We start from the raw sequence: 13,190 nt of genomic DNA, 5'->3' as shown, positions 1-13,190 counted from the left end.
TATACTTCTTTTTAATTGACTGACGGTCAGTCATTTTTTAAATAGGAAAAAATATATGGCTAGAATTGTAGATAAAGAGCAAAAAAAGCGTGATATTGCCCTTGCATGTAAAGATATGGTTGTAAAAAACAATATCAATACATTAACGGTATCAAGCCTTGCAAAAGCTGCGAAAGTGGGCAAGGGGACTATATATGAGTATTTTCAAAGTAAAGAAGAGATAGTTTTTGAGATCATTACTATTATGATGGAAGAACACCGTATAGCTCTTACTAAAAAGCTTGAAAGTGTAGAGAGTACAAGAGATAAAGTTAAAAAGTTTTCAGAGTTCTTTTACAGTGAAGAGGATTATGAACTCAGAGAGATGTATAAAGAGTTTACAGCGATCTCTTTGATGACTCCGACTGAGGAGATGATAGAGTTTCAGAGTAATAGCATCTCTACCTATTATGAGTGGTTTGAATCTCTCATACAAGAGGGTATAGACAAAGGTGAGTTGTCTCCTGATGCGATCAACTTGTCTCGAGGTTTGTTTGTAGTTGGAAAAGGGATGTATGTTACTGATGTAGTGAGTACAACCATATATGATTTAGAAGAGGAGTTTAACCTCTTTATTGACTCTGTATTTAGCTTATTGGAGGTGAAGTAGATGAAAAAGACATTGTTATTGCTAAGTGTTCCTTTGTTTTTGTATAGCGAATCTTTAAAAGATTTGATCGTATATGCAAAACAAAACAACGACTTGCTGCAATCAAAATCTTTACAAAAAGATGCAAAATCTCAGGAGTTAGAGAGTAGTAAAAGCGCTTACTTTCCGACACTTGATTTAGGAGCGAACTATCAGAGAAATGATGACCCGCAACCGTTTTCACCCGGGACTACATACTCAGGTTATGCAAAGTTGTCACTTGACCTTTATAGCGGCGGGGCAAAATACTATACACAAAAACAAAAAGAGGATGAGTTAAGCTCAAGCAGTTCTATCTATGAAGCAAGTAAAAAGAGTCTAGCCCTGCAGATTGTACAAAATTTTTATACGCTTAAGAGTTTGGAAGCTACACTGATTGCACGTGAAGAAGCTGCAAAAGCGGTTAATGCTCAACTACAAAGAGTACAAAGATTTTTTGAAGCGGGACTCTCAACAAGCGATGATGTAGACAGACTGCAATCGGCATACGATAAAAACATCTATGCTATAGAGTCTTTAAAGTTTGAGATCCTTTCACTTAAAAAACAGTTGCAACTGCAAGTGGGAAAAGATATAAACGGTTTTGAAGCATCAAGTTTTAAAAAGTTGACTCAAGAGAGCGAACAGCTAGATAGTATCGAAGCACTGAAATACCAAAAAAGCTCTATTATAAACGGTTCTGAAACTATAGACAGTTACTACTATCCACAAGTAAAGTTGGAAGATACGTATAGTGTTTTCGGGTATCAGGATAAACCATTATTTAATGGACAGCCTATACCTCTTTTAGATAATCAAAACACGCTGATGTTAAGTGCAAATATCCGTTTGTTTGATTTTGGAACGTTAGCTGAGCAAAAAGAGGCACTGGTTTTACAGGCAAAAGCTTTAGAGAGTGAGATAGCGTACAAAACAAAAGAGCAAGAGATAAACATTGAGCTTTCACATGAGCGCATTAAAACGGCAAAGTTAAACATTGCCAGTGCTGCGAGTGCACTAAAAGCTTCAAAAAGTGCCCTAAAAACAATTACGGAAAAATATAACCACAAGATCGTAGATAATGTGGTGTATCTCGATGCACTGAGTTCACATACGGAAGCTGAAGCTACATATAACGAAGCGTTAAACAACTTAGAGGTTGCCTATGCTTTATATTACTTTTACAACGGAAAAAATTTAGAGGAGTTTTTAGATGAATAAGATATTTATAGGTTTAGTTGGTCTTGCTATGAGTTTATCGGCAGGCGAAGTGTATGCAACGTTTAATGTTTTGGCACAAAAAAGTGCATCACTGGCATTTGATGCAGGCGGAATAGTAGAGCGTGTCAACGTAGATATCTCAGACACTGTTAAAAAAGGAGAGGTTTTAGCTTCTTTAGAAAACAGAGATGCAAAAGCAAATCTTGAGAGTGCAAAGGTTGTTTATAAATATGCGCAAAAAGATTATGAAAGACAGCAAAAGGTTAAAAACCTGATCGATGCCTCTGAGTTTGATGCGTATGCTTTAAAGTATGAGAGTGCAAAAGCAAAGCTGGACTATACACAGTCACTATTTGATAAAACATATCTTCGTGCTCCGTTTGACGGGGTGATCTTTTTTAAAGAGATAGAAGTGGGTGATACGGTAAACGGGATGATGCTAAAAACCGTATTTAAGATCCAAAGCAAGCATGAGAGAAAACTTGTTTTAGAGTTTGATCAAAAATATTACAAAGATGTAAAAGTGGGTAATAAATTTCAGTATAAGATAGATGGGGAAGATACAGTATATACGGGCGTTATCTCAAAAATATATCCACTGGCAAACAAGAACAACCGTAAAGTGCAGGCTGAGGTAAAAGCAAAAGATCTTATGGTTGGCCTTTTTGGTGACGGTACAATCATTACACAAAGTAAATAGGTAAAAAAATATGTATAAATTAGCGATTAAAAGACCTATAGCGACACTGATGTATGTAATTACATTGGTTATCTTCGGGTATATGAGTTTTAAATCTATGCCATCGGCACTCTTTCCGAATGTTGATTTCCCGTTGGTAACGATCAAAACGGCTTATCCAGGGGCTGAACCAAGTACGATCGAATCTCAGGTGACAGACAAGGTGGAAGAGGCGATCTCAAGAATCGGCGGTGTTGACAGTATCACTTCACAAAGTAGTGACGGGGTGAGTATTGTTACCGTAAAGTTCTTCTTAGAGCGTGACATTGATGAAGCAGCAAATGATGTAAGGGACAAAGTATCAGCAGTTGAACTGCCGCGTGATGCGAAAAAACCGCTTGTAAGTAAACTGGATATCGGCGGTGCAAGTGTTATCAATATCTTTTTAACGGCAAAAAGCGACACAATTCAAAACCTTATGGTGTTTGCAGATGAGAAAGCAAAACCTGCATTGCAAAAGATTATGGGTGTAGGTGCTATTAATATCATCGGATACAGAGACAGAGAGATCAAGATCTTTCCAAATATTCAAGCGCTTAACAAGTATGGTATTACGGTTTTAGAACTTAATGATGCTGTGCAGAAAGAGAATGTAAAGATTGGTGGGGGTAAAGTTATTACAAACACTAATGAGTTTATTTTAAAAACAAAAGCGGATGCTTTAAGTGTAGATGAACTTAAAAACATCATCATCAAAGATGACGTAAGACTTAAAGATATTGCAGAGGTAAAAGATACACTCAGCGATCCGAAAAGTTATGCATCTTTAAGCGGTGTACAGGGTGTTACTTTAGAGGTGCAAAAGATCTCCGGGACAAATACTCTGGATGTTGTAAAAAGTGTTAAAGAGGTAGTACCTGAGTTACAAAAACTTGCAGGGGAGCGTTTTGAAGTAAAGATGCTTCAAGATACAACTCCGTTTATTATCCATTCACTCGAAGATGTTGAGTTTGATCTTATCTACGGAGCTATTTTAGCGGCTATTATCGTATTTCTGTTTTTACGTAACTTTACGATTACGTTTGTTTCGGCTCTTGCGATTCCATCATCGATCTTCGGTACGTTTGCATTGATGAACTACATGGGGTATGAGCTCAATAAAATGACACTGATTGGACTTACTCTGGCGATTGGGATCATCATCGATGATGCTATCGTTGTCGTGGAAAATATATATAAGAAACTTGAATCGGGTATGGGTAAATTTGAAGCTGCATTTGAAGGTGCTAAAGAGATGGCATTTGCCGTTTTAGCGATCTCGGCTATGCTTTTAGCTGTATTTATCCCTGTGAGTAACATGACGGGTATTGTTGGAAAATTCTTTGAATCGTTTGCGATGACGGTTGGTTTTGCGATCATCATCTCATATACAATTGCTATGAGCTTTATCCCGAGTATAAGTGCAAGAGCTTTACATAAAGGGGAGAGTAAATTTTATGATCTTACTGAGCCGATATTTAGAGTGATTGACAAAGTATATGAAGTGCTTTTAAAAGGTGCACTAAGATTTAAATTTTTAACACTGATCGGTGTTGTAGGTATATTTATAGCATCACTGAGTCTTTTCCCTGCCATAGGAATGGATTTTATCCCTAAAGAGGATAAGAGCGAGTTTGAGATCAAGATAAAAGCAGATGCGGGAATCTCTTTAGAGGAGATGATCAAAAAAAGCAAAAAGATTGAGTCTATGGTTGAAGAAAATGAAAATGTAGAGTTTACTACTTTAAACGTGGGCTATACATCTTCACAAGAGATTAACAAAGCATTGATCTATGTAAAACTTGTAGAGATGCAAAAAAGAGAACTCAACCAAGAGCAGATCATTCAGAATTTCAGAGAGAAGCTTTCGGTATTTTCAAAAGACCTTTTCATCACTGCTGCAGCTATTCCAAATATTAAAGGAGCAGGTGCCAGTGTACCGTATCAGATTGTACTCAAATCTGATTCGTTTGAAGATTTGAGAGTGGCAAAAGAGAATCTTGTAGAGTATTTACGAGCAAAAGACGGTTTTAAAGATGTCGATACAAACCTTGATGATCCAAAGCCTGAGTACTCGGTGAGAATCTTGAGAGAGAATGCAAACCGTCAAGGGATTACCGCTTCACAAATAGCACAAGCTGTTTCGGTGGCATTTTCAAGTGATATGGAGATCTCATACTTTGAAGACAATGCAAAACAGTATAACATCACTTTACGCTTTAATGACGAAGATAGAAAAAGGATAGAGGATCTTAAAAAGATTCAGCTGCGTTCAAACAATGGAGAATTGGTGTACTTAGACGGGCTTGTAGAGATTGAAAAGTCAACATCACAGGCTACTATTTACCATTATGACAGACAAAGACAGGTAAGTATATATGCCGATCTTTTCGGTCTTGATCTAGGGGGTGCTATTAGTTATACTCAGGCAAAAATTGATGAGTTGATGCCAGAAAGCGTAACATACCGTTTTACTGGATTTGCCGAAGAGATGGGAAAAACAGGGCAGGCGTTTGCGACGGCGATAGGGCTGAGTATCATACTTATGTATATTATCTTGGCGATATTATACGAGTCGCTAATTCAACCGATCATCATTATGGTTTCTCTGCCGCTGAGTATTATCGGTGTGATGCTGGCACTTTACCTTAGCGGCTTACAGTTCTCGCTCTTTGTAATGATCGGTTTTATGCTGCTTATGGGTATGGTTGGGAAAAATGCCGTACTTCTTGTTGATTTTGCCAATGCTGCTATGCAAAAAGGTAAAAGTGCAGATGAGGCGCTTATTGAAGCGGGAGAAAAAAGACTCCGTCCGATACTTATGACGACATTTGCAATGATCTTTGCGATGATACCGTTGGCAATTGCAGATGGACTCGGAAGTGAAACAAAAGCACCGATGTCTATAGCGGTTATCGGCGGGCTTATCTCTTCAATGTTACTGACTCTTTTTGTAGTGCCAGTACTTTATAGACTTATCAACCCGATAGACTTATGGTTGAGAAAGTTTTATAAGAACGAAAATCTCGACTAGAAGGCGTCTAGTTAAGATTTTTCTTATTAATGATAATAACTTTTAGAATTATTATGTTATTATCATTATATGAGAACGTTATTAAAATTTATAATAGTTCTATTGCTCTCAAGCTCTCTGTTTGGAGCAAAAGAAAAGATATCTTTACAATTAGAGTGGTTGCACCAGTTTCAATTTGCCGGTTACTACATCGCTAAAGAGCGAGGATATTATGAGGCAATTGGATTAGATGTCACCATAAAAGAGATGACACCTAAGACTAATGTTGTAAAAGAGGTTGTCTCTCAAAAAGCACAATATGGGATAGGTCGTTCCTCTTTATTAGTCAATCGGGCAGAGGGTAGTCCTATAGTACTCTTAGGTGCTATCTTTCAACGCTCACCATCGGTACTCATCAGTACAAATCCTAAAATCAAAACTCTCAAAGACCTCAATCATAAAAACATAATGATAACCAACGATGTAGCTAACGGTGCTACAATTAAAGCGATGCTGCTTTCAAAAGGGTTATTGTATGACAATATCAATTTTCAACAGCACAGTTTTAAAATCAAAGACCTTATAAACGGTAAAACAGATGCAATGGCCTGTTATCTTTCGAATGAGCCTTTTTTTCTAGAACGTGCTGGGATACCATACAAAGTATTTGATCCGCGAGATTACGGTTTTGATTTTTATGAAGATATAATCTTTACATCTGAAGATGAACTAAAAAACCATCCGGAGCGTGCAGAAGCTTTTTATAAAGCGTCTATAGAAGGGTGGAAATGGGCTTTTGAACACATCGAAGAAACTGCAAAAATTATACACGATAAATACAACTCACAAAACAAATCTATAGAGAGTCTTATTTATGAAGGGAAAATTCTAAAAAAACTCGCACTTAATAAAAACGGCGATATTGGAACAATCAGTCTAAAGCAGATCGATAAGATTGTTAACTGGTACAGAGTGACAGGTCTTTTAGAACAAAAATTTGATTTTACACCATACATCGATCCTAGCGGTTATAACAAAAAACGCCTTAATATAGGTATTTTGGCAAAAAGAGGGGGTGCTAAAACTTTAGAGAGATGGGAGCCTTTGGCTACTTACCTAAACCGTAGTTTAGAAGAGTATCACGTTGTGATTCATCCGCTCTCTTTTGACGAGATAGAAGAACATCTAAAAAAGAAAAGTATCGACTTTTTACTCGTAAACAGTGTGAACTATGTACAACTCGAGAACCAATACGGGATCTCCCGAATAGCTACTTTGAAAAGCAAGTGTTTAAAAAAGAAAACATGTAGCTATTTTGGCGGTGTTATTTTTACAAGTAAAGAGTCTAAAGTTAAAAATATTGAAATGGTGAAGGGACGAAAGTTTGCTGCTGTGAATGAAGACTCTTTTGGTGGATGGATTATGGCATATGAACTTTTACACGATAGGGGCATGGATGTTGACGACATAAAGTTAAAGTTTTATGATACCCATGATGCCGTAGTTTATGCCGTTTTAAACTCTCAAGCAGAAATAGGGACAGTTAGAAGTGATACCTTGGAACATTTGGCAAAAGAAAAGCAGATTGATCTCGAAAATATAAGAATTTTAAACACTCAACAATATCAGGATTTCCCTTATGCAACGTCAACAAAGCTCTATCCTGAATGGCCGTTTGCAAAACTAAAGCATGTTCCTGAAAATACTGCAAAAGAGGTTATGACTGCTCTTATCAATATGCCGGAAAACTCCCCTGAAGCTATTGCGGCAGATATAGGAGGATGGACAGTTCCACTCGATTATTCATCGGTTCATGAGGTCTTAAAAAAGCTTCACTTACAACCTTATGACAAGGTTGAAATAACACCTTTTGATGTATTGAAGAAGTATGCTATTTGGATCTATGTTTTTATCTCTATTCTCATTGTTGGTATTATTCAGTTTTTACATATTCGAAGAGTAAACCTTGAACTTGATCGAAAAGTTCATGAAAGAACAGAGGAATTATATGAAGCGAATAATAGGTTAAAAGAGTTAGCACATACAGATGCGTTGACGGGTATACATAACCGTGGGTATTTTATGGAATTAGCAGAGCAGTTATTTAAAGTAGCCAAACGTAACAACTCTCCATTTCAATTACTCTCTCTTGATATCGATTATTTTAAAGACGTGAACGATACTTACGGTCATCAGGTGGGGGATGAAGTACTAAAACTTTTTGCCGATAAAATAGGTTCACTTTTAAGAGAGAGTGATATTTTCGGTCGTATCGGCGGGGAAGAGTTTGTCATATGTTTACAAAATACTACCCATGAAGGTGCTCTTTTATTTGCTGAAAAAATTTTAAAAGAGATAAGAGCTTTACAATACATAAACAATAAAGGGGAGAGTATCTCTTTTACAGTAAGTATTGGGGTTGCAGAACTGCAAGGAGATAAAACTCTATTACAACTATTAAGAGAGTCTGATGAAGCTCTTTACAGAGCAAAAGAAGCCGGACGTGATCGTGTTGAAAGTTAGAAGTTACACTAAATAATATATGCGATTTCGGCTTGAGAACCCAGACGCATAGGGGGACCCCAAAATCCTATGCCCGAATTTACATAGATCTTACCGCCGTAATCTAAAGTGTGTAACCCTTTAAGGTATGGCTGCTGCAACATCACCAGATGGTTAAAAGGCCAGATTTGTCCCCCATGGGTATGACCGCTTAGTATGAGTTTTGGTTTATGTGAACCAAGGAGCTCTAACGATTTTGGTTGGTGTGAGAGCAGGATAGATGGATAGTTTTTATCTACCTGACTAAATGCTTTGGCAAAGTTAGGTGCTAAAATACCTGTTCTATATCCAAAAAGATCATTTACACCCACTATATTTACTTTGAGTGCTTCGATTGTAACGGATTCGTTTAGGAGTAGTTTGACCTTTGTTCGTGTTTTGATGAAATCTATGATCTTATAAGGGTTGTGAAAATATTCGTGATTCCCTAAAACCATGTAGATTCCATACTTAGATTCGATGTTGTTTAACTCTACGATTATTTCTGCGATAGATTCTATCTCGGTATCGACCAGATCACCCGTGATCATAACGAGATCAGGGTTTAAAGTATTTATCTTTATAACACTCTCTTTTACATACTCTTTATCTATAAGTCCTCCGATATGCAGATCACTGATCTGAACTATAGAAAAATCAAAAAGATTTGCTTTTACTACATTGATAACAGGTTCTTTACTCCCCTCATATACCCCCGCAGTTACATAAGAAGTTGCAAGAGCGAGTAGGGCTCCGTCACCGGTTTTTTTAATAAACTCCCTTTTTGAGCGTTGCACCTTTTTGAGTGAGAAGTGAAAAATATTGAGCACTTCATGCAAGATGAGATACAAAAGTAAGACAAAAGTAACTCCTATTGATGTCGAAGAGAGATATAAAAGCTCATAAGGGAGCAGATCACTGTATCGTATGAAGAAGTAGGAGAGGTTGAGTAAAAAGTTTAGAACAAGCAGAGATGTCAGAGCCTTTTTAACTTGCGAACTTACAAGCAGTCTTCTGATCACTCTCAGGTAGAACAACGAGTGAAGCGATACAAATAAAATTGATAAGACAGAGAAAAACATATAACTTTTCATATCACTTCCTAATTGATGTAGCTGTTAAAAAGATATAATCCTTTCCCGTTATGGTAACACGAAATTTCTTTTGTTGGAGATACTTTTTACAAAACACTACATCTTTATAAAGATTTGACATCTCTGAGTAGTTATAGTTGCGCATCATAGCTCCGTATATCATCTCCCCGTCAATCCAGCGGCAGTTTGGAAACGCCAAGATAAGTGCACCCTCAGTGCTGAGCTGATTTTGCACGATCGACATAAACGTTTTGTTGAGATTGAGGTTTGAGCTTTGCAGTGTCCCTATGCTGATGATAAGGTCAAACTCTCCAAGTTCTAAAGAGTTCAGTTCATTGATGTCGGCCTGCATAAAACTGACATTGTTTTTCCCTTGAAACTTTTCTTTTGCATCCTCAATAGCAGATGCACAGTAATCAATTCCAAGAAGTTCAATATTTTCAAAGTTCGAGGAGAGTTTCTCTATCACCTCAAATTCATCACCGTTATTGACACCGAGATTTAAAACTCTTACTCTTTGATCGAGCTTTACATTTTTCAGCGCTTGGGCATAGTGGTAGATAAACGATGTTTCTTCATTTTTATTTATCTGTGCAAAGATAGAATCTGCTCCATACTTTTCCTCTTTATCTGCATCTACGGCATGAAAACTGTCACGTGAAAGTTTTTTATATCGGATTACAACGTAATCTTCATCTATAGCTTGGGGCGTTAACATCTTACATTTTAAAAGCTGAGCGAGATCAACCCATGTTTTATAAGAATGAATAATAGTTGTACTTGAGCTTTCTTTATCAGGATTATAGACTTCAAAAGCGATCGTATCATGCTCATTAATAGTATCTATTTGTTCTTTTAATATTTCGATAATTTCTAAAAGTGATTTTGAGTATAAACTTAACATAGACGGTAACATGCAAAAAACATTCCTGAATATAAAAGTGTATTGATAAAAATGTGATAGAATAAATATTAGTTATACATTGTGGAAAAAATTAATGAATGAAAATATAAGTTTTTATAAATTTATGCATCGACAAATTTTGGTTGTTATCGCACTTTTAGTTGGAACTTCTCCGGGTTATCTTATTACAGGATATATCTATACAGGTATGGTAGTGGAACTGTGGTGGTTTTTCTCAATTCTTATCGTTTCACTGTACGGATATATACTGTACGAACAATACAAAAAATGTGAGACAATTGAACAACAAGAGATATGGTTAGGCAAAGTACGCCGTTTTATGTTTCTTTATTTCTCTGCCTGGACTTTTATGTTCGCTTATTATGTCAAGCACACTATTATAGATATGCACTATATGGCAATAGCTACACAGCTTGGCTGTACCGTTGTTGCTGCTACGATCTTGGCATCGCAAAAGAAGTTGGTTATCTCGACGGTAATTACATTGATGCTGCCTATTACACTTTATTTTATACTTGTTGCATCTACATATAGTTATATCCTTGCATTTTTTACGGTAGTGTTGAGCATAGTGTTGCTTTATGCTGCGAAAAATACACACGAATACCTTACAAAAAGCAGGTTTCAAGCATATCATGATTATTTAACAGGGTTAGGTAATAGAAGATTTTTTATTGAGGTTTTAGAGAGTTCCGTAAAAGAGAATAAAGACCGTTTTACGTATCTTTTACTCATTGACCTTGACCACTTTAAGACGATTAACGATACTCTTGGACATGATATAGGTGATCAGCTTCTCATAGAAGTTTCAAAAAGAATGACGGGACTTGCAAGAGAGGGGAAACATTTCGTAGCACGTCTGGGTGGGGATGAGTTTTGTATCTTAAGTAGAGGATTCAATACGAATCAACAGTGTCTTGAAGATGCAAAAGAGTTTGCGCAAGAGTTGTTAGATATTATCAAATGCTCGTATATCATTGACAATAACCACCTTTTTATCAGTGCAAGTATCGGTATCAGTATTATTAACAATCCAAGACTTCAAGCAAACGAGTTCCTAAAAGAAGCCGACATTGCTATGTATGAAGCGAAAAATAACGGGCGCGACGGAATCATCATTTTTAATGATGAACTTTGTAAAATTATAGAGAAGAAACTTGAAATTGAAAGACATTTACATTTTGCAGTTGATAACAGTGAAGTAAAACTGCAGTACCAACCACAAGTAAACTCACAAGGCAAGATAATAGGGTGTGAAGTACTTGCAAGATGGCATAACGAACAGATAGGAGATGTATCTCCGGATGTTTTCATACCGATAGCTGAAAATACTGGGTATATCATCGAACTGGGAGAGTATATACTTGAACGTGCCTTACAAGCACTTGTAAAATGGGATCGAAGCGGGATAAGACTAGCACAGATTTCTATAAATATCAGTATGAGACAGTTTCTAGATAACGCTTTTATAGATATGGTGGAAAAACTTTTTGACCGCTATAATATCTATAGTTTCAAAACACAGGTTATTTTCGAGATCACGGAGACAAGTACATCAGATAATCTTAAAAAGATAGTAGATGTTATTAATAAACTCAAAAACTTCGGTATTAAGTTCTCAATGGATGACTTTGGGACTGGTTATTCATCTTTGAGTTATCTTCGTGAGATGCCGATTGATGAGTTGAAAATTGACAAGTCGTTTGTTTCAAAACTTGATGACGAACAACAAGCTTTACTTGTAAAAAGTATTATAGAGATCTCTAGAAATATGAACCTCTCTATTGTCGCTGAAGGGGTGGAAGAGAAATATCAAAAAGATTTCCTTGAAGAGTTAGACTGTGATCTCTATCAAGGATACCTGTTCTACAAACCTTTAAATCAAGAGGATTTTGAAGCTCTTTTTTAAGAGTTCAAAACCATTTAAAAAGAATAAGTCTGAAACAGCTTATTCAGTTCATCTGTACTGAAAACTCCTATGTGGCGATACACCTCTTTCCCGTTTTTATCAAAAATTATTTGAGTAGGTATCATTCTAACTTTTAACTTATAAGCAGCATCTCTCTCTTTTTGTACATTGATAAAATGGATATTGTATTCAGGGTGTTTTTGCGTGACTTTATAAAGCATCTTTCCCATAATTACACAACTGTGACAGCTCTCTGCACCAACTTCTAAAAAGAAGGGTTTCCCTTTTCCGATGCTCATTTCGACATATTTAAATTGACTCTCTTTGAGCATCTGCTCATCTGCCGTAGCATTCAGGCTCAATAGCAATAATAGTATTGAAAATAATTTCATTTTTTCTCCTAAAACTGTAAATAGGCCTGCCATGCAAAATAGATACCTATACCTATGAGCATAAGGGCAAAACCTTTGTTGATATAATTTGATATGTGTGACACAACTTTACTTGACGTAATACTCTGCGTAAAACCTACTGAAACCCCTGCTATTAAAAGGAGCATTGAATGCCCCAATGCAAATGTTAATATAAGTCCATAAGCATATATATACCCGCTGTTTGCCGCAACGCTGATAATAGCTACAAGGGGAGCAGAGGCACATGGAGTACTCACTAAACCAAAGATAATCCCTATTAAAAAACCGCCAAAAAGTCTGTATTTTATAAGGTGTGTCATGATTGATGATTTGTTCACTTGCCCAAAGAGACCCCATGCGTATAATCCAATTAATATACTAAGGAATCCGGCCAAGATATATGCCCATATTGGAGCTATTGAGAAAAAGCCGCCAAACTTTGCAACGATAAAACCTAAAATTGAAAAGCTTATCATAACACCGAGGGCAAACAGTGAGGCAAAAGCATAAGTATAAAGAACTTTCTTTTTACCCTCTAAATCTTTATTGAGAGCTACCGAACTACCTACTAGTAGAGGTACTGAGATAAGAGAGCAGGGTGCAATAGCCGTGATACTGCCCGCACCAAATGCACCGATAAATGCTAACAGTGTATTTGATTCAAGAAGGGCTAAAACAGCTTCTTGCAA

The 13,190-nt window shown here is 36.6% G+C and carries 10 protein-coding genes; 6 read left to right on the top strand and 4 right to left on the bottom strand.

Annotation, left to right across the window (positions count from 1 at the left end; genetic code table 11):
- The first annotated feature begins 55 nt into the window (after positions 1-55).
- The 5 genes from QWY88_RS03210 (at position 56) to QWY88_RS03190 (ending at position 8,142) form a co-directional block, all read left to right on the top strand.
- Complete coding sequence (locus QWY88_RS03210; RefSeq protein ID WP_304543991.1) at positions 56-649, top strand: TetR/AcrR family transcriptional regulator; 594 nt, start codon at positions 56-58, stop codon at positions 647-649.
- Positions 650-1,888: a TolC family protein gene (locus QWY88_RS03205; protein ID WP_304543989.1), complete on the top strand. Its 1,239-nt coding sequence runs from the start codon at positions 650-652 to the stop codon at positions 1,886-1,888.
- Complete coding sequence (locus QWY88_RS03200; protein WP_304543987.1) at positions 1,881-2,588, top strand: efflux RND transporter periplasmic adaptor subunit; 708 nt, start codon at positions 1,881-1,883, stop codon at positions 2,586-2,588. Before QWY88_RS03205 ends, QWY88_RS03200 begins: the two co-directional genes overlap by 8 nt.
- A 10-nt stretch (positions 2,589-2,598) precedes the next feature.
- Positions 2,599-5,640, top strand: a complete 3,042-nt coding sequence (locus tag QWY88_RS03195; RefSeq protein ID WP_304543985.1) for an efflux RND transporter permease subunit — start codon at positions 2,599-2,601, stop codon at positions 5,638-5,640.
- A 69-nt stretch (positions 5,641-5,709) separates the two neighbouring features.
- Complete coding sequence (locus tag QWY88_RS03190; RefSeq protein ID WP_304543983.1) at positions 5,710-8,142, top strand: ABC transporter substrate-binding protein; 2,433 nt, start codon at positions 5,710-5,712, stop codon at positions 8,140-8,142.
- An 8-nt stretch (positions 8,143-8,150) separates the two neighbouring features.
- Here the strand turns inward: QWY88_RS03190 and QWY88_RS03185 are convergent, their stop codons facing one another.
- Together QWY88_RS03185 and QWY88_RS03180 are read right to left on the bottom strand one after the other, a co-directional pair.
- The gene (locus tag QWY88_RS03185) at positions 8,151-9,254 is read right to left on the bottom strand and encodes a metallophosphoesterase (protein ID WP_304543981.1); all 1,104 of its coding nucleotides are present in this window, start codon (positions 9,252-9,254) and stop codon (positions 8,151-8,153) included.
- Position 9,255: 1 nt separating this feature from the next.
- Positions 9,256-10,170, bottom strand: a complete 915-nt coding sequence (locus QWY88_RS03180) for a methyltransferase domain-containing protein (RefSeq protein WP_304543979.1) — start codon at positions 10,168-10,170, stop codon at positions 9,256-9,258.
- An 82-nt stretch (positions 10,171-10,252) separates the two neighbouring features.
- Between QWY88_RS03180 and QWY88_RS03175 the strand changes: the two genes are divergently transcribed.
- Positions 10,253-12,088 (top strand): EAL domain-containing protein, encoded by a 1,836-nt coding sequence (locus tag QWY88_RS03175; protein WP_304543977.1) that lies wholly within the window; start codon positions 10,253-10,255, stop codon positions 12,086-12,088.
- A gap of 14 nt (positions 12,089-12,102) precedes the next feature.
- Here QWY88_RS03175 and QWY88_RS03170 read toward each other — a convergent pair whose 3' ends face one another.
- Positions 12,103-12,480 carry a thioredoxin family protein gene (locus tag QWY88_RS03170; protein ID WP_304543975.1) on the bottom strand — a complete coding sequence of 126 codons (378 nt, stop codon included), beginning with the start codon at positions 12,478-12,480 and terminating at the stop codon, positions 12,103-12,105.
- 8 nt (positions 12,481-12,488) lie between these two features.
- Complete coding sequence (locus tag QWY88_RS03165) at positions 12,489-13,190, bottom strand: cytochrome c biogenesis CcdA family protein (RefSeq protein WP_304543973.1); 702 nt, start codon at positions 13,188-13,190, stop codon at positions 12,489-12,491.

Origin of the sequence: Sulfurimonas sp. hsl 1-7 (assembly GCF_030577135.1) — a bacterium.
GTDB classification, from domain to species: Bacteria; Campylobacterota; Campylobacteria; order Campylobacterales; family Sulfurimonadaceae; genus Sulfurimonas; species Sulfurimonas microaerophilus.
Note: the sequence above shows the minus strand (reverse complement) of the source record. Positions and strands in the feature narration are given on the sequence as shown.